The sequence below is a fragment of the Caballeronia sp. LZ008 genome (genome assembly GCF_031451435.1).
Lineage (GTDB): Bacteria > Pseudomonadota > Gammaproteobacteria > Burkholderiales > Burkholderiaceae > Caballeronia > Caballeronia zhejiangensis.
The window spans coordinates 21,802-39,413 of record NZ_JARUXK010000006.1 but is presented as its reverse complement, the minus strand read 5'-3'; the positions used below and the strand labels follow the sequence as shown (position 1 = coordinate 39,413).

The following is a 17,612-nucleotide window of genomic DNA, read 5'->3' as shown; positions in this document are numbered from 1 at the left end:
TTCCCTGACCTGCCACGCCGATTGTCCCAACTTCTACTTCCCAAGCGCGGTAAGCAATGAGGGCCTGTCAATCCGGTCGGCGCGTCAGTATTTCGCGCCGTGGCGTTAGTCAACGTTTCTTACTAGAGAGCAAGGAATCTAATACATCGCCCGAGGCCGAGTGACATATCCGCGAGCCTTAAGCGGGACCGCGCCGTTGATAGGGGCCGATGCTCATCCCGATCAGGCTAAGACACGACCGTCAGGCAGCAAAGGAGAATAATCGACTCTCTGTCATTACCGTCGGCGCTCTCTCATTGCTCATAGCAGATTCAATACTGTCATTAGGAGGAAGCAACCCTCGGTTTCACGCTGCCGTCATGCGTGCGCCGTGTTCCCACTAGAACCACGATCGCCGCCGCTAGGAGATTCACCCCGGCCAATACGAGCAGGCCGACTTGAAAGCCGCCAGTGTGGTCCCGGAAAAAGCCCATAATGGACGGACCCGTGAAGCCACCTAAGTTGGCAATCGCGTTGATGACAGCGATCGCGCCAGCGGCATTTCTACTAGGAATGTTTCCGAAACATAACGCCCAGAACACAGGCATAACGGCCCAACAACCAATCGCTGCGCAGCTGAATGCAATCATTCGTGCGGTTGGATCGGACAGTAGTGCAGCGGCGACGAGCCCAATGCTCGCGAACACGATGGGAACGAAGGCGTGATAACGCCGCTCCAATCTGGCGTCGGAACGTTTTCCCCACCACACCAGACTGACTGCAGCAAGTGCATACGGTACGGCCGAGAGGAAGCCGGTCTGAAGATCGCTTAGGCCGAACTCCTTGATGATCCTGGGAAGAAAAAAACTCACGCCATACGCAGCTACCACAATTGCGAAGTTGGCGACGCCGAAGAGTAATACGCGAGAATTGAAAAGCGCTTGTGAAAGGCTACGGTGTTCTGCCGCCGTGCATTGCCGTGCATCGATGGCAAGACGCTCGCCGAGTTCAGCCTGTTCGTCTGGCGCAAGCCATGCCGCGTCTGAGGGACGATCCGTCAAATATCGGAGAACGACCAGCGAAAGGACGAGCGCTGGCAATGCTTCGACAAAGAACATCCACCGCCAGCCAGGTATGCCAAAAAGACCATCCATCCCGAGGATCGCACCCGAGACAGGGCCTCCCAAAGAGAGCGAAATCGGCGCAGCGCATAGGAAGAAGGCCATAATCCGAGCGCGGTACGCGGCCGGGAACCAGAGCGTGACGAAGTAGGTGATCCCGGGGAAGAATCCGGCTTCAGCAGCGCCCAGAAGTAGACGCAGCGTATAGAAGCCCGTTTCGTTGGTCACGAAGGCCATCGCCCCAGACATCGCTCCCCATGTGAACATGATTCGGGCAATCCACCGGCGTGCGCCATATCTTGCGAGCAGCAGATTGGATGGTACTTCGAGCAAGAAGTAAGTCACGAAGAAAAGGCCCGCTCCAAACCCGAACGCCGAGGCCGTTAATCCAATGTCGTGGCTCATATGAACCGCCGCGAAGCCGACGTTCGCACGATCGAGGTAAGCGACGAAGTAGCAGATTACAAGTAGTGGCATGAGTCGCCAGAATGCCTTCCTAATCGGCGGGTCTTCGAGGATCTTCATGTCTGTCTCCAATATTTATATGTAAAGGCCAGTGTCTAATCGGGGACGCACATCTCGAGGCGAGATCTGCCGAGATCAAAGGTTGTCGAATCAGTGGGCAGCCAGGAAAAGATATGAATCGCCTTTGTTACCATGCGCATCAGATCGCTCAGGTTCAGTTGGGCGAACGACCCGTCGAAGCTCGTCGGACAGACCTCTGCTTCAGCAACTTCGAATTTGTCGCACAAATCTTCCCCGTCGCCCCGATGTTCCGGCAGATGGGGCAAATGCCAAAGCTAGCGCAGGCCCGCAACAGCCATACCGACGGCCGTGCTGACGTTGTTGACGATTCAGTTTTTGAGCTGCCTGCCGAGTTTTTCGCCGATCATCATGCACGCCGCGTTGATGTTTCCACTGATCAGGTCGGGCATCACCGACGCATCGGCGATCCAGAGGTTCTCAAGTCCTCGTACCTTGAGGTCCGGCGTCACTACTGCCTTTTCGTCGATTCCCATGCGGCAGGTGCCGGACGCGTGGTACGCCAGCCCGGCGCGGGCCTTGACGTACTCGACTAACGCCGCTTCGGAGGTAACGTGCGGGCCCGGTTCTACCTCCTCGATCACCATGTCCGCCAACGGTGACTTGGAGACGATACGACGCAGAAGTCCTATCGCTTTCACCAACGTTTCCACGTCGCCATAATCTCCCAGAAGGTTGGGTTCAATTAGCGGTGGCGCCTTAGGGTCTGCGCTGGCCAGCCGAATGGCGCCACGACTCAACGGATAGCTCTTGTCGAGCACCATTGAGAACGACGGAAATGGCAGCACTTTCAGGCTCTTGTAGAACTTTAGTTCGTCATCGTTCACCGCGCCTGCGACCGAGAAGAGCATATGTACATCCGGCACGGCTTCCGACGGTGAGGTCCTCAGGAAGCCCATGGCCTCGGTGATCGTGGCAAGCGGCCCTTGTCCCGTCAACAAGAACTTGGCCCCAAAGCCTGCCATTCGCAACCAGTTCCCCGTGGGGCTGTAGCTAGGCCGCTTCACGCGCCAAGTCGGCCTGATGAGGGGATGCTCCATCAAGTTTTGTCCAACGCCTGGCTGATGCAACACAACATCAATGCCGTGCGCTTGCAGATGCTGTCCGTCGCCGATGCCCGAAAGCATCAGTAACTGCGGCGTATTGATCGCTCCGCCGCACAGGATGACACGGCCGGCTCGGGCCTCGCACTTTACGCCATTGCACTCGTAGGTAACGCCCGTGACCCTTCCGTCCTTAACCAAGAGTTTTCGTACGAGTGCCTCGGTGACCAACTTAAGATTCTTGCGCTGCAACGCCGGCTTGAGCCACGCGTCGGCAGAACTCACTCGCATTCCTCGGCGCTGGTTGAATTGTCCGTAGCCAACCCCTTCTTGTTGCGCACCATTGAAATCGTGTGTGCGCGGAATTCCGGCGGCTTGTGCAGCTTCGAGAAAGGCTTTCGTGAGTGGATGGCAGTGCCGCACCTCTCGAATGGGCAGCGGGCCAGAATCGCCACGAATTGAGTAATCAGGCGGCGAATGGTAGCCGGGCTCGCAACGCTCCATGTCCCGGAACAGGGGCATGACGTCATCGGCCGACCAGCCGACGTTGCCCATGGCAGCCCAACGGTCGTAATCGGCACGCGCGCCGCGCACATAGTTCATGCCGTTGATACTGCCGCTGCCACCGACGACGCGTCCACGCCTCCAATGGTCGGTTCGCATATTGCGAGTGGAATCGGACTGAGACCAGTAGCCCCACTCGAAGCGCGCGAAGTCAAGATAATAGCTAAGGCCGAACGGTTTCATGAGCCACACATCCGGAGGGCCGGCCTCCAGGACGAGGACGCGTCTCGAGGTATTCTCGCTGAGGTGAGCAGCCACCACGCAGCCGGCGCTTCCTGCTCCTACGACGATGTCGTCCCACAAGTTCGAATCTTGGTGTGTGTGATTCACTTTGTATCTAATCCGTGCGTGAAGCTTTATTCAGCGGTTGGTGCGGTATTCGGTCAACACTGGGGCCCCTCACAGAAAGCGCGGTGCGTTTCGCGTTCTCAGCGTGAGCGATCAGAGGTGCCGTTGACTATCGCGTGAAGGCTTCCCAGAATGTCGCGGCATCATCCAGCGACTCTAGGTTGCGTGCCATCTCTTGTGCCTGCTCGATTTGCTCAGGCGCAACAGGGCAGGCGGCAACAGATGCACAGTCCCGGAACTTTGCGACGATTGCGTCCCATGACAAAGGTGCTTCGGGGCTACCAGGTGTTTTGTCGCCTACGCGCCCCAGCCTTCGACCGTCGCGAGTAATGATCTCCATACGGCCGTCGGGAATCTTCACTTTCCAGTCGAGGCTGCTATCCTCAACCGGCACGACTTTCTGCGCGATGGCGAGCACGTCGGGATCTATGAGAACTGAAGCGCTGAAGTCAGCGACCCGGATTCTTCCGCGGACGGCTGCCAGCGCTACGCAGAATAGAAGGCTGAACTTGGCATCAACGAGGGTTGCAGGTGCGCGACGCAGTTCGAGCGGATAGCACATGCGCTGATGAAAATCTCCGACAAAGACCTTAATTTGCTCGATATCGCTCGCCGTAAGGTCATGCTCTTTCATGAGCTCGATCGTGGCATGGATGTAGGTATGAACGTTCCCAACGGCCGGCCAGGCCTTGTACATCATTGAAGCGCCCAGATACTCCTTGCCCAGGCCCTCCAGCATCTTTTCTCGTTCGAATTTCCCGTCGAAATAGACGTTGAAGATGCCAGCCTTCCCCTCAAACAGTTCAGCGATGCCTGTGATGCCCTTCTGGGCGAGTAGCACCGACGTGACGGCGCCCTGAGCCGTGAACCCTGCGTACATACCGCGTAGGTCGCTCCCGATTCCGAAAATCACCTGCATGGTCCCACTCGACTGCATGCTAGCGATGCCTAGCGCATGAGCGATCTGCGCTCGCGGTAAGCCTTGCACATATGAAGCAGCTGCAGCGCTGGAAAAGGCACCGACTACCGACGAGAGGTTCCAGTCCTGCCGCCACCCAACATTGCAGCGCAAGCGTACAAAAAGATCCTGTCCCAACGCTACGCTGGTAATCAGATCTCTTCCTGAAACCTTCCCTCTGCGTTCGGCCAAGGCAAGAACAGCCGCAACAACTGAACTGTCAGGGTGTGCCCCCCAAGGCGTTTGATCATCGAAATCAAGACAATGAGCCATGACGCCATTGACGAAGGCCGCCGACGACGCTGGTACCTTGCCACCAAAACCAAGCACAGAAGCTTCCTGCCGCCCTCCCGCCTCGAGCACCACCTCAGCTACTCCCCGCACCGCCGGCTCCATACCACTGCCGGCAAGTGTCACACCGACTGTGTCGAGAATCGACTTCTTGGCCGCTTCAACTGCCCCCTCCGAGAGATCGTCGAAGCGTGCCTTTGCGACATGGTCAGCGAATATTTGGCTAATGTCAGAATCAGGGAACATGGTGGGGTTGGAACAAGGAACTGAAGACTGTCCGATTGCGCCATGGGCGCCGTTCGGCCAGCTACGCAACGGATCAAGGTCCAGTTTGATAGGAGATTTACCAATCAACAAGCGACGAATGCTGAGCTACTCTTAAGAAACTCTTAGGAATGCCCAAGCATCGCCTCTCACATGCCTTTCCCCAGGTTCACACCGAGACAGCTCTACGCTTTTGTCGCCGTCGCCGACGTCAGGAGCTTCGCCAAAGCTGGCGAACGGCTTTCGTTGTCCGCGTCTGCCGTCAGCCAGCTCGTGAGCGAATTGGAGTCCTCGATCGGGTTTCGCCTTTTTGACCGAACCACCCGCAGTGTCTCGTTGTCTCCTGCAGGCCGAGAATTCCACGGCTCCGCAAAGAGCGTGTTGAGCCACATGGAACTTGCTCAGGCAGCTGCGGACGATATTCGCAATCGCGCCGCCGGCGTCGTGCGCATAGCTGCACCTCTCATTATGGCTAGTACAGTTCTGCCCGCCGCAGTTAAGGCTTATGCGAACCGGCAACCGAAGGTTCTCGTTCGGATACGAGACGCATCGGTCGAAACCCTCGTTGATATGGTCGACAACGCGGTGGTGGATCTGGCAGTCGGACCTGACCAGGCAGTGAACGAAGGTACTGAACGCCTCGATCTGTTCAAGAGCCCGTGGGTTTTATGGTTTGCCCCGAACCACCCGCTCTCGCAGCGAAGCGACGTCTCATGGGCTGAACTGAGGCACTATCCACTGGTAGTCGCTGGACGGGACTACGAACGCACAATTTCCCTGACACTAGGTGAGTATCACGAGAACGAGCAGCTTACACCGGTCGACATCGTCGATAACATCAGCACAGCACTTGGCATGGCCGCAGAGGGGCTTGGCCTAGTGATCGCCCCCGCATATGTTGGCCTGCTCGGGCGGCGGTTCGGACTCGTAATGCGCCCAATTGTGCAGCCCGAGGTAATACGTCAAGTTTGCCTTTACCACTCTTCAACCCGCCCGCCCTCCCCGGCAGCAGAAGGGTTCCGAGAGCACCTGATAGCCTGGCTCGCGGGCAAAGATGACCTCGGGCAATGAGGACGCACCGCCCTGGCAATGGAATTGCATCTTTCATAGAGGAATCTTCACGAACGCTTAGAATTATTCACCAATGCCCGCAATGCATCGGTTAGGCTTCTAAGCAAGCGCGTGTGGGTCGCTCGCACGAAAGCACATAGCCAGACTCTGGAGCATCTCATCAATGATTGATTTCCCGATCATCGACTCGCATATTCACCTGTTGGACAGACAGCGTTTCGACTACTCATGGTCTAGCGGCTCTCCATGGGCGACCGGGGCGACGAAGCTTAATCGCAATTGGACAGCAGACGATCTCGCCAGTCACTCTAAGCCCTACAATGTAGAGGGATTCGTGTTCATTGAGGCTGATGTCGACGTGCCTCAGCATCGCGACGAGGCAGATTGGGCCGTCTCGAATTCTGCAATCGACCGCCGGATAATGGCCTGCGTTGCTTGTTTGCCACTCGAGCAAGGCTTGTCGATTGAGCCAGAGATAGCGAGGCTTGCGACGTTTCGACCAGTCCGTGGAATAAGGCGGCTCATACAGAACATGTCAGACTCGGCCGTCATCTTGCAACATGACTTCCTGGAGGCGCTGAAACTACTGTCGAAGTATGACCTTTCGTTTGACATCTGCATCGATCCACACCAGTTCGCAGACACCATCCAGATGGTGGAAAGATGCCCGGAAGTGTCCTTCGTCTTAGACCATATGGGGAAGCCGGATGTGAAGGAAAATAAACTTTCTGCGTGGCGCGAGCACATAGTGCAAATGGCGGCGCTGCCGAACATTGTCTGCAAGATCTCAGGCCTTCTGACTCAGGCAGACCATGCGGCCTGGCGCGAAGATCAGGTGATACCCGTAATCGAACACGCCATAGATTGCTTCACGGTGGATCGGGTGCTCTTCGGCGGGGACTGGCCCGTTCTAGAACTGGCTGGAAGCTATCGAGAATGGGTCGATGTAGTTGACCGCGCTACTCAACACCTGCCGGAGGCGGACCGACGTAAGGTCTTCCGCGACAACACCATCAAGACTTACCGCCTCAACGTTTGATTCAATTCGCGGCGCAGGGCATAGCGCCGCGGATCGAACGCATAGGGATGAGGTCGACCTCGACTTCCATATATCAACAGTCTCCGTTGTGCCCCCTTTGGCCATGCCGAAACGGAGACTGGTCGGTTTTATCTCAGTTCCTGGACGACGCCGGGTGCGTTGTCCCCGGTAGTTGGACTCGCAGAGGTACGCAAACTCACACCTTTCGTCTCAGGCACAAACTGCGTCAAGATGAGACATACAACCGCGACTAACGCCACGTAATATGCGGGAGCAAGCGGCGACCCAAATGCCTGAACCAAAAGTGTCCCGATGAACGGTGTTGTCCCTCCAAAGATCGCGACAGTGACCTGATAGGAGATCGCATGGCCCGTCGCCCGGAATGACGTAGGGAAGAACTCTGGCGCAGCGACAAAGCAAGCACCTCCATAAAGGCCAACCCCGACCACCAGCAAAAGCTGGCCAAGCAACGCACCGGTGATCGTTCCGCTCGCGGCGAGATACACACCGGGATACGCAGCAAAAGCAAGCCATACCGCTCCGACCGACAGGATTCTTTTACGCCCGAATCGGTCGCTCAGCATTCCTCCAAGCGGAATCATGAATGACAGAACAACAATCGCTGCGCCATTGGTGAGCAGAGCGGACGTAGAGTCGAGTTTCGCGACCCGCACGAGGAACGTGTACATGAATCCCAGCAGCAGGTAGGATCCAACAGTCTGGATGGGCTGAATCATCGCGACGTGCAACATTCCTTTCAGCCCGCCTCCGCGAATGGCGGTCAGCAGTGGATTCTTCGAACCCGTCCGACGGGCCGCTTGCTTGAACTCATCAGGTTCATCCAGGTTGCGCCGAAGCCAGAAACCGACAATCCCAATCAATCCGCCGGCGAGGAACGGGACGCGCCAGACCCAATCGGCATATGCGGTTGCTCCGGCAGCAAGCTGGAGACCGATAAGAAGGCCCGCCACAAGTGCATTAGGCAAATGTGAAAAGATCAGGGTCAGTCCGATCCACCCGCCTCGACGATCGTTCGGAGCCGACTCCAGGATGAAGCTAGTCGTGCCCGTTGTTTCGCCACCGAGCGCTAGACCTTGCGCTATGCGACACACTACTAGGAGAACCGGGGCAGCTATGCCGACGGTGGCATACGTCGGCAAGATTCCGATGACGGCGGTACCGAGTGCCATCAACCAGACGGTCATCGCCATGACCTTTACGCGTCCGACCTTATCCGCCATCATTCCGAACATCAGCCCGCCGAGAGGCCGGGCAAAGAACGCAACCGCGTAGACCGCGAATGTGCTGAGCAGCGCAGCGGTACGGTCACTGCCAGGGAAGAAATGGGCGGAAAGAATCGGAACGGAAAAACCGAAAACAGCGAAGTCGTAGATCTCTCCGAAGTTCCCGATTGAGCCGGCCGAAAGCGTCCGGATTGAACTTTGCTTTGCCACGTTTCTCCTCCACATATAAGTTCATGAGGCGTACCCGAAAGCGTCGCCCGAATCATTCTCAAGTCCCACTGGCCCCGCTTCAATGCTGTTAGGTCCGCGACCCGTCATACGATGGCGTCTATCACACGATGGCGACGTTAATCAGGCGGCTGAGTCGTAAAATATCCGGGAGGCCGAAATCTCTGACCTCAGGCTGAGCGTGGCCTCGAGAAAGCGCGACTTTTACGGCCAACTCGTAGGCTAGTGACCGTTCTCGCAAGAGCGCGCTTAGGCCATCCGACAATAGGTCCCTGTCAGCCGCACTCAAGGTTTCTAGGTATGTAAAATCGCTGCTGGTCATGAACGGTTCCTGAAGCAGTCGATGATCCGCGACTGGTTCGAGCACCCTGCACACGCGGATGATGCTTTGATCCGCGCAGTCAGGATCATGTGATGACCTGCACTATCTCGACTGCGCGGCGGTTGGCACTCAAGTTCCCGCCACCTATCGCCTACGGCGCCGCGAACCGCCCACGGTGTATATAGCGGCAGCCGTGACGACTACGGTCCCCTCGATGACACCCTGATAGTTCGCGCCGAGGTTAAGGATGTTGAACCCGTTCGTCAGGGTGAAGAGAAGCAGCGCGCCGGCAAGCGTCTTGATAACGGAACCTGCGCCACCGAACAGCGAGGTTCCGCCGAGAATTGCAGAGGCGATAACCGTAAGTTCTGCGCCTTGCATCGCCGTCGGATTAACGGCGCCAAGTCGGCTACCGAATAAAACACCTCCAAAGCCCGCCGCGGCACTGCACAGAAGAAAACCGGCCATTTTGTATCGCTTGACGTTGATACCGGACAGCCGAGCAGCCTCCGGATTGCCCCCCACAGCATAGACACGCCGGCCGACGTTCGTCATCGTCAGAACGAACCAAACCACCAAGGTGAACACGGCCATGTAGACAACTGGCTTAGGCATTGCCAGCGACAAGCCGCCCGCCCACACAAGAGCGATACAGCAGATTCCCCCGGCAATCATGCCTAGGGAGGTCGCGGATATGTTGCGGGCCGCACGACGAGCTCGCAGCACGTACCAGCAACCCGCCAGCAAAAGGATGGCGCCGATGATAAGAAGCGCGATGCCGACCGGCAGTCTGCCCGATTCGAACGTACGCATCGCCTGGAGGGCCTCCGGGGTTTCCACGGACAATGACCGACCATCGGTGTAGATCTGAACCATCCCACGAATCGCGGTCAAAGTCCCCAACGTAACAATAAACGCATTAATTCCGAGATACTGAACAATCGCTCCATTTAGCAAGCCGGCAAGGACCGAGACGAGCATCGCGACGAGCGCTGCCGGCCAGAAGCCAATCGAATCGGCGAGGCCCACCAACACCGCCGCCGAAAGAGCTGCAACCGATGCAACCGAGAGGTCGAAATTCCCCGTGATCAGAATCACCGTCATCGCTACCGCTATGATGGCGACCAGGGACGACTGGTAAAGAACATTCGAAATATTGGCAACGCTGAGATAGCTAGGTCGGCCCGTGTAAGCCGTGACGCCCGAAATGATCAGCACCAGCAAAATAAGAGCGTAGTACACACCCATTTCGCGAAGACTGAGCAGTCGGCGCCAGTCAGTCGATTGGTGTTGCGACATCCCCGAAGCGCCGTCGATTGGACTACTTGAAGACCCGTTGCCACCATGGGAAGAGCCGGAATGTGTGGAAGTCGTCAGATTCATAATCGTCACTCTGTCAAGATTGCACGCCCGCTTGTTGCGGACTAGCCGGGTTCGCACTCTTACCGCCGGCCAACAGCACCAATTCGTGCTCCGAGGTGTCCTGTCCGGCGCGTTCGGCGATGCACCGGCCATCACGCATCACGAGGACACGACTGCTTACCGCCAGAATCTCCTCGAATTCAGACGAGACGATGACGACCGCCTTTCCTGCAGCGGCAAGCTCGCGCACCAGCAACAAGATGTCCGTCTTAGCCCCGATATCGATCCCCGCCGTCGGTTCATCCAATAGGAACACCTTTACATCGCTGAACAACCATTTCGCGATCGTCACCTTCTGCGCATTCCCACCGCTCAGTTCGGTCACCAGGATGTCTGGCGAACTCGCCTTAATCGACAACCGACGAATTGCCTCGGCTCCGCGCTCTTGCTCTTGCGTCCGGTCTGGTAGCCACCTGCCTCGTGATACGCCGTCCAGCGCTGGAAGCGTCGTGTTGCGCCAGATCTCGAAGCCTGGAACAAGGCCTTGCGCCATACGGTCTTCTGGAACGAGACCCAAACCTGCTCTGACGGCGGCGGCAGTCGATCTGGCAAGCGGCCGCCCCTCCAGGAGAACCTCACCAGTCGCGTCCGTGTCCGCGCCAAAGATCGCATGAAGGAGCTCGCTTCGGCCCGAGCCGAGTAGCCCGGCGACGCCCACGACTTCGCCCGCTCGTACTTGCAGCGAAATCGGTTCCAGCTTATCGGGCGACGCCAAGTTTCGAAGCTCAAGCAACACGGGTGCTCCCGCGTCAACTGGCTTGATCGTTGCGCGTTCGAGCGCGACGATCTGTCGGCCAACGATGGCTTCGGCTATCCGAGACTCATCGAGGTCACGAGTTTCCGCATCTACCACTGCCTGACCGTCTCGGAGAATCGTTACCCGGTCTGTGAGCGCTACGACTTCGTCCAGAAAGTGTGAGACAAAGACGATTGCCTTGTTCTCGACGCTGGAAAGGTGGCGCACGATGCGATAGACAACCTCCCGCTCGCTTGCTGCGAGCGAGGCGGTCGGTTCATCCATCACAATGAGGTCTGCGCCCGTTCCAAGCGCCTGGAGGATCGCAACCATCTGACGCTGACCAATCGACAACTCGCTCACAAGTCCGTCCGGATCGAGCCAGTATCCGACGCGATGACAGAGATCCATGTACTGCTGCCGGCTCCTGACATTGCGCCGCCACCGACCCTCATCCCCCAGGAAGACGTTCTCAAGAACCGACAGCGTCGGCACCAAGGGGATGTGCTGATGGATAGTCGCGATGCCCATGTCGTTGGCTGCTTTTGGGCTCGAATACTCGACGGCAGACCCTTTCCAAATGATTCGTCCGCCAGTCGCGGGCAGCGAACCGGAAAGTATCTTAATCAGTGTCGATTTTCCGGCGCCGTTCGCGCCCAGCAGCCCGTGAACTGTGCCGCGCGAGACCTCCAAGTCGACACCGCGTAGCGCGGTGAGTCCATTTGGGAACGTCTTCGTCACGCCCTGGAGTTGCAAAAGGGGTGTTTCGTTTGCCATTTGGCTGTCTCCTACGACTTCAGTTGACCTGGCACTGGCTTACCATTCGGGCACGCACTGCGCCAAGCTGGCTTTGGTGACCTCAGGAGTGTTCACATCGACGAACTGCGCTTTCTGCGTGTTTGGGCTCTTTACTGCCGCATACAGTGCCTTGAATGCAAGCTCCCCCATCTTTCCAGGTTGGATGCAGACGGTCCCATCTACGTCGCCAACCTTGATGGCGTTAATGCCCAAGCGCGAGCCGCCGCGACCGATAAGCTTCGCGTGCGAGCCGGCCGAGCGGACGGCCCGAGCGCAACCGATGACCATGTCGTCCGCCTGATTGAAAAACAGGTCGATGTCAGGGTGTGCGGTCAGCATGTTCTGACAAACCGACTCACCTTGTTCCGGCGTCCAATCGGTCGGCTGCGACGCGACGATGCGATACTTAATACCCGCCTTATCGAGTCCTTCTTTGAAGCCTTTTGTCGTCTGCCAAACCGTGGGATAGCCGGGCGCCCCCTCGACGATTGCAATGTTCGCCGTCCGATCCTTAGGAAGCAGAGTTGCGGCAATCTGGGCGGCGTTGTATCCCGCGTGTACTTCGTCGCTCGCAACGAGCGCCGTCAGCTTCGGATAGACGTCTTTGATAGGACGCTTCTGGGGATCACCAATTTGCGTCGCGACTGCCACGAACGGAATGTTGTGTGAGGCCGCTCGGTCAACCCAGGATTGCGCAACAACGGCGTCAATCGGCAACACCGCAATACCGTCGACTTTCTGAGCGATGAGATCGTCGACCGCGTTTCCTTGTCTCTCAACACTCGTCTTTGCATCAAGGACAATCGTTTTCACACCGGCCGCTTTTGCCGCCGCCTCAAACCCTTTAGCGGCTGCGACATTGAATGGGTACTGCATGCCTGCTGCGACGTAGCCCAACGTGATGTCCTTTGCTACAGAAACATCACACAGGAACGCCATTGCGCCTGCCAAACCAAGCGCGCTGAGCCTCTTGAGATGCATTTTCATTTCCGTCTCCACACTTAATTTTATGTCGGCCGCCGTTCTGTCCAAGGATGATTGAACGAGTCGGACGGTTACCTATTTGTTGGTCTCACCGCCTCGCGTCCGGGAAGGAGGCAGCAGCGATGTCAATGGTCTGTCACCACTGAGGGATGCAAGAAGAAACATTCTCCTTGGTTATGCCGGGGGTTGCGATTTCTACGAACTTACCCTTCGGTGCTTCCGGATTCTGTATAGCCGCGTAAAGTGCTTTGAACGCTTCCTGCCCCATCTTCTCCGGCGCTATGCAGACTGTGCCGTCGACTTCCCCAGTTTTGATCGCGTTGATGCCAAGCCGGGAACCTCCCCAGCCAACCAGCTTGGCTTTTGAACCGGCCGCACGCACCGCACGGGCGCAACCAATTACCATGTCATCAGCCTGGTTGTAGAACAGGTCAACGTCTGGATGAGCTGTGAGGATGTTCTGGCAGACGGCTTCGCCCTTCTCTGCTGTCCAGTCGGTTGGCTGAGACGCCACTACCTGATACTTGACGCCTGCCTTGTCCAGCGCTTGCTTGAAGCCTTTGGTGCGCTGCCAGACCTGCGGGTAGCCGGGCGCGCCTTCTATGATGGCAATGCTGGCAACACGGCCCTTTGGAAGCAGTTTGGCCGCAATCTCTCCAGCGTTGTAGCCGGTGTGAACCTCGTCGCTCGAGACCAGGGCGGTGAGCTTTGGATAGACGTCATTGATCGGACGCTTCTGCGGATCACCAAGCTCGGTAGCAACGGAGACAAGAGGTATGTTGTGCGCAGCTACGCGATCTGCCCAACCTTGGGCGACGACGCCATCCAAAGGAAGAAACGCAATCCCATCCACCTTTTGTGCGACAAGGTCATCGATCGCATTTCCCTGCTTTTCGACGCTAGTCTTTGGGTCGAGGACAATTGCTTTTGCACCCGCAGCCTTCGCCGCGTCCGCGAAGCCTTTTGCAACCGCAACGTTGAAGGGATACTGTAGACCCGCTGCGACGTAACCGACAGTAACCTCTCTAGCTTCCGACCCTCCGGCGGCAGCGAGAAACACGCTCGCTGCGCCTATGCATGCAAGACGCCTCATGAACGTTCTCACAGTTGTCTCCTATATCTTTTTAATTAGCACAACACCTTTTTACGCCCGTTTGAAGAACGGGTCTTCTGGTAAGACCGCTTCAGATGCGTACTGTCTTCTGCAGAACGGTTTTTGTAACCATATAGGCGTCTAGAGTCGACGGGCCGCCCTCTCTTCCGATGCCACTATCTTTAACGCCTCCAAATGGAGTGTCTGCATCAGGGGTGCCGAAGTGGTTGATTGAAAGAACGCCACATTCGAGTTCACGACCAATGCGCTCGGCATCCTGAAGCGAGTTGGTGAAGGCGTAGGCAGCGAGGCCTACGGACAGACTGTTCGCTAGGGCGATCGCATCGGCAAGGTCGTTCACGCGTACACAGGCTGCGACAGGCCCGAATGGCTCGAGTGTCATGGCGTCTGCGTCAACCGGTACGTCGGCGAGGACGGTCGGTTGAAAGAAGTAGCCTCGGCTTCCGATTCGCTCTCCTCCCGTCGCCACGCGAGCTCCGCGCTGTTTGGCGTCCGCGACGAGCGATTGCATCGCCGAGAGCCGGCGCGCGCTCGCAACAGGTCCCATCTGCGCGTTCTTATTAAATCCGTCGCCAACGCGAACTTCGCCGACTGCGCCTGCAAAGGCCGAAACGAAGTCGTCGTACACGCTTGTATGAACGATGAACCGAGAAGGGGACGCACAGATCTGACCGCTCGCATTCGTCTTTCCGCGCGCGGCAAGCCGTCCTACAGCTGCGCCGTCCACACCTTCGCAGACAAGTACCGGTGCATGACCGCCGAGCTCCATAAGCACGGGTTTCATGGCCGCCGCCGCCAATTGAGTAAGGTGCTTGCCGACCTGCACCGAGCCTGTAAACGTCACAAGGCGAATGACAGGCGAGGCAATCAGCGTCGTTGAGATCTCTGCCGGATTGCCAAACACCAGGTTGAGCACTCCCGGCGGCAGGCCGGCGTCTTCAAAAGCTTTTACGACAAGACAAGCCGTAGCAGGCGTTTCTTCAGCAGCTTTCAGAATGACTGAGCAGCCGGCAGCGAGCGCCGCGCTCACCTTGCGCGCCGCCGAACTGATCGGAACGTTCCACGGCGTGAAGGCTGCTACCGGCCCAATCGGCTGGCGCAAGATGAACTTCTGCATCTGCGACTCGCCAGGTACGATCAAGCCATAGTCCCGCAGCGACTGCGCCGCATTCCATTCAAAAAAATTCATGGAGCGGTCCGCTTCCGCATATGCATCGGAATAAAGCTTGCCGTTCTCGAGCGTAATCGTCGTGGCAATCTGCTCAAGGCGCTCGCGCATGAGAGCCGTCGCTTTTTGGATTACCTTGACGCGTTGCTGGGGTGGCGTGTCACGCCACGCAAGGAAGCCACGCGCTGCTGCCGCCAGCGCACGCGCCAAGTCATCGCCGGACGCTTTCGGGACTTTTCCCAATACTTCTTCAGTCGCCGGATTTCTCACCTCGACGGCCGTCTCCCGGTCGTAGATCCAATCACCGTCGATGTAGAGTCCCACGCGCGGGTATTCCGCTTTAACCGCGCGCACGTCGTCCTGAAGACTCGAAGTTGACATCAATGAAACTCCTCTCTCTTACTCGACCTAACCATGCAACAAGGCTGACATTTCAAAGTCGTCGCATGACCTGTTTTTTGGTAAGCTGAAACTCTTTTAGCTGTCCGTTTAACGAATCACCCGTCATCGCCTGCGAGGAGTTGATGGGCTGCCTATTCACGAGAAGTACGCAAGAAGTGCCCGTGTGCGATGAAGGTTATTTCGCGTCCCTTGGTTAGGTCCAGTTGCTTTTTCTGCCGTTGAGGGTAAGCATTGCTAAACCGTCTCGGTCAGCGAAATCGCATTTCTTGGAGACGCCCGTTCCAGCGCGTTCCGAGGCACCGGAACGGTTTCGGACGCGAAATCCATGCTCTCAGGGGTAAGGGAAATCCTTAGCCGGGATCTCGCCCGAGCCTGCGATTTGGGCGAATCGATGAGCGACCGGGTGGCAGGCGCACTTTCCATATCAAAAGGTCGCGTATATGCTCGGCTTTCCTTTTCTATGTTGACAGGAGAGAAGCATGTCCGAGATTTCCGCGATTGCGATATCCGTTGCAACGCCTGGATGCGAGGAGAAGCTGGCCGACGCCCTTGAGTCATTGTTGGCACCGACTCACAACGAACGGGGAATGCTCCAGTACGAGATGTACCGGGATGTGAAGGAACCACGTTGCTTCGTTTTCATCGAGCGTTGGGAGGATGAGGAAACCTTCAACGCACACTGCAACTCATCGCACGTCATCGCCTACCTGCAGAAGACTGAAGGCTGGGTCGAGAGCAACAAGATTCATGTTCTGAAGAAGGGCAAATAGCAGCTCGTAGGGCGAGCAGAATTCGCCGTTTCTTTGAACCTTGCGCCGCGACCCTTGCTTTGGAAACGGTCCGACTCCAAAAGCCCATCCACGATTTATAAATGCCTACTCCAGCGCGGCTTCCTCGGGCGCCCGTCCCAGCCTATGCCAGGCAGTCAGCGAAGCTTACCGTAAGGCAACAAAAACGAACTAGACCTAACGTCGGTCAAAGCAATAATCTAATCTCGAAGGAGACGTTTCACCGCGCATATTCAAGAAGAGAATACTCATGAAAGAGCATCACGCGACGCTCGTGGCTGACGGCTTTATTTTCCTCGAAGCGCCACGGTGGCATGACAGTCGCCTTTGGGTATCCGACGTCTTCGGCATGAAGCTTTATACCGTTACCGAAGACGGTGAGCGGACTGAGGTCTGTCATGTGCCGGGCCGCCCGGCCGGGATCGGGTTCCTTCCGGATGCAACGCCCCTCGTTGTGTCTTGCGCACAAAAGAAATTGATGAGGGTGTCCGACGGCACTCTCTCCGTCTATGCGGACTTGACCGACGTCGCGGCAGGCGACCTCAATGACCTGGTCGTTGACGACGCGGGCCGCGTTTATATTGGGAATTTCGGTTATGACCTGTTCGGTGGCGCACCGATAGAACTCACCGAAATGCATGCCGTGGAGCCAGACGGATCAATTCGCGTGGCCGCTACCGAGCTTGAATTTCCCAATGGAGCCGTCATCAAAGACGATGGGCGCACACTGGTCGTCGCCGAAACATGGTGCGGGAAACTGACCGCCTATGATCGAGGGGCGAACGGCGATCTGTCCAACAGGCGCCTGTTCGCCGACTTAAACGGAAGACAGCCTGACGGCATCTGCGTGGACAGTCGCGGAGCAATATGGGCCGGCTGTTACAACACAGGCGAATTCATTCGTGTAGTTGAGGGCGGCGAGATAACAGACCGCGTCAGGTTTCATGGGAATGCAGTCTCCTGTGCTCTGGGTGGCTCTGAGGCAACCACGCTGTACTGCTGCGTCTACCTGGGAACGGATGAGCAACTGCGAGCCCGAGAGCCGCGCAGCGCGATCTACCGAGTCGAATTGGCCGACTAGGTCGTCTGGGGCCCATCAAGGATGCACGCAATGTAGGCAGTACACCCGGTCCAAGGCGTTGCGAGCCAAGGGGTGCGTCCTCTATCTCACCAACCAATATCCCG

13 protein-coding genes are annotated in these 17,612 nt (G+C 57.3%); 4 read left to right on the top strand and 9 right to left on the bottom strand.

Annotated features, from left to right (window positions below):
- Positions 1-323: 323 nt before the first annotated feature.
- The 3 genes from QCE49_RS32600 to QCE49_RS32590 form a co-directional block, all read right to left on the bottom strand.
- A complete protein-coding gene (locus tag QCE49_RS32600) occupies positions 324-1,625 on the bottom strand; it encodes an MFS transporter (RefSeq protein ID WP_250459334.1) in 1,302 nt (433 codons plus the stop codon).
- A gap of 329 nt (positions 1,626-1,954) precedes the next feature.
- A complete protein-coding gene (locus QCE49_RS32595) occupies positions 1,955-3,580 on the bottom strand; it encodes a GMC family oxidoreductase N-terminal domain-containing protein (RefSeq protein WP_309806839.1) in 1,626 nt (541 codons plus the stop codon).
- Between the two features lie 127 nt (positions 3,581-3,707).
- The gene (locus QCE49_RS32590) at positions 3,708-5,204 is read right to left on the bottom strand and encodes an MmgE/PrpD family protein (RefSeq protein ID WP_250459332.1); all 1,497 of its coding nucleotides are present in this window, start codon (positions 5,202-5,204) and stop codon (positions 3,708-3,710) included.
- A gap of 60 nt (positions 5,205-5,264) precedes the next feature.
- Here QCE49_RS32590 and QCE49_RS32585 point away from each other — a divergent pair, with 60 nt between their 5' ends.
- Together QCE49_RS32585 and QCE49_RS32580 are read left to right on the top strand one after the other, a co-directional pair.
- On the top strand, positions 5,265-6,182 hold the full coding sequence (locus QCE49_RS32585; protein WP_250459330.1) for a LysR family transcriptional regulator: 918 nt from the start codon (positions 5,265-5,267) through the stop codon (positions 6,180-6,182).
- 163 nt (positions 6,183-6,345) lie between these two features.
- A complete protein-coding gene (locus QCE49_RS32580; protein ID WP_250459328.1) occupies positions 6,346-7,221 on the top strand; it encodes an amidohydrolase in 876 nt (291 codons plus the stop codon).
- A 128-nt stretch (positions 7,222-7,349) separates the two neighbouring features.
- Here QCE49_RS32580 and QCE49_RS32575 read toward each other — a convergent pair whose 3' ends face one another.
- The 6 genes from QCE49_RS32575 to QCE49_RS32550 all read right to left on the bottom strand — a co-directional run bounded on the left by QCE49_RS32575 (position 7,350) and on the right by QCE49_RS32550 (position 15,618).
- Complete coding sequence (locus QCE49_RS32575; protein ID WP_250459326.1) at positions 7,350-8,675, bottom strand: MFS transporter; 1,326 nt, start codon at positions 8,673-8,675, stop codon at positions 7,350-7,352.
- Positions 8,676-9,159: 484 nt separating this feature from the next.
- Positions 9,160-10,314 (bottom strand): ABC transporter permease, encoded by a 1,155-nt coding sequence (locus QCE49_RS32570; RefSeq protein WP_250459324.1) that lies wholly within the window; start codon positions 10,312-10,314, stop codon positions 9,160-9,162.
- 97 nt (positions 10,315-10,411) lie between these two features.
- Complete coding sequence (locus QCE49_RS32565) at positions 10,412-11,950, bottom strand: sugar ABC transporter ATP-binding protein (RefSeq protein WP_250459322.1); 1,539 nt, start codon at positions 11,948-11,950, stop codon at positions 10,412-10,414.
- Positions 11,951-11,989: 39 nt separating this feature from the next.
- Positions 11,990-12,958 carry a sugar ABC transporter substrate-binding protein gene (locus QCE49_RS32560; protein ID WP_250459320.1) on the bottom strand — a complete coding sequence of 323 codons (969 nt, stop codon included), beginning with the start codon at positions 12,956-12,958 and terminating at the stop codon, positions 11,990-11,992.
- A 133-nt stretch (positions 12,959-13,091) separates the two neighbouring features.
- Positions 13,092-14,048, bottom strand: a complete 957-nt coding sequence (locus QCE49_RS32555) for a sugar ABC transporter substrate-binding protein (RefSeq protein ID WP_284508436.1) — start codon at positions 14,046-14,048, stop codon at positions 13,092-13,094.
- Between the two features lie 91 nt (positions 14,049-14,139).
- Positions 14,140-15,618 (bottom strand): NAD-dependent succinate-semialdehyde dehydrogenase, encoded by a 1,479-nt coding sequence (locus tag QCE49_RS32550; RefSeq protein ID WP_250459316.1) that lies wholly within the window; start codon positions 15,616-15,618, stop codon positions 14,140-14,142.
- Positions 15,619-16,118: 500 nt separating this feature from the next.
- On the opposite strand from QCE49_RS32550, the gene QCE49_RS32545 reads away from it, so the two are divergent.
- Positions 16,119-16,409 (top strand): putative quinol monooxygenase, encoded by a 291-nt coding sequence (locus QCE49_RS32545; protein ID WP_250459314.1) that lies wholly within the window; start codon positions 16,119-16,121, stop codon positions 16,407-16,409.
- A gap of 268 nt (positions 16,410-16,677) precedes the next feature.
- A complete protein-coding gene (locus QCE49_RS32540) occupies positions 16,678-17,508 on the top strand; it encodes an SMP-30/gluconolactonase/LRE family protein (protein ID WP_250459312.1) in 831 nt (276 codons plus the stop codon).
- Positions 17,509-17,612: the final 104 nt, after the last annotated feature.

What these genes read in the sequence shown, in the direction of transcription:
- QCE49_RS32555 (WP_284508436.1), bottom strand. Translation starts at nt 14,048, where the DNA reads ATGAGGCGTCTTGCATGCATAGGCGCAGCGAGCGTGTTTCTCGCTGCC.
- QCE49_RS32570 (WP_250459324.1), bottom strand. Translation starts at nt 10,314, where the DNA reads ATGTCGCAACACCAATCGACTGACTGGCGCCGACTGCTCAGTCTTCGC.
- QCE49_RS32580 (WP_250459328.1), top strand. Translation starts at nt 6,346, where the DNA reads ATGATTGATTTCCCGATCATCGACTCGCATATTCACCTGTTGGACAGA.
- QCE49_RS32545 (WP_250459314.1), top strand. Translation starts at nt 16,119, where the DNA reads ATGTCCGAGATTTCCGCGATTGCGATATCCGTTGCAACGCCTGGATGC.
- QCE49_RS32540 (WP_250459312.1), top strand. Translation starts at nt 16,678, where the DNA reads ATGAAAGAGCATCACGCGACGCTCGTGGCTGACGGCTTTATTTTCCTC.
- QCE49_RS32585 (WP_250459330.1), top strand. Translation starts at nt 5,265, where the DNA reads ATGCCTTTCCCCAGGTTCACACCGAGACAGCTCTACGCTTTTGTCGCC.
- QCE49_RS32560 (WP_250459320.1), bottom strand. Translation starts at nt 12,958, where the DNA reads ATGAAAATGCATCTCAAGAGGCTCAGCGCGCTTGGTTTGGCAGGCGCA.
- QCE49_RS32565 (WP_250459322.1), bottom strand. Translation starts at nt 11,950, where the DNA reads ATGGCAAACGAAACACCCCTTTTGCAACTCCAGGGCGTGACGAAGACG.
- QCE49_RS32600 (WP_250459334.1), bottom strand. Translation starts at nt 1,625, where the DNA reads ATGAAGATCCTCGAAGACCCGCCGATTAGGAAGGCATTCTGGCGACTC.
- QCE49_RS32550 (WP_250459316.1), bottom strand. Translation starts at nt 15,618, where the DNA reads ATGTCAACTTCGAGTCTTCAGGACGACGTGCGCGCGGTTAAAGCGGAA.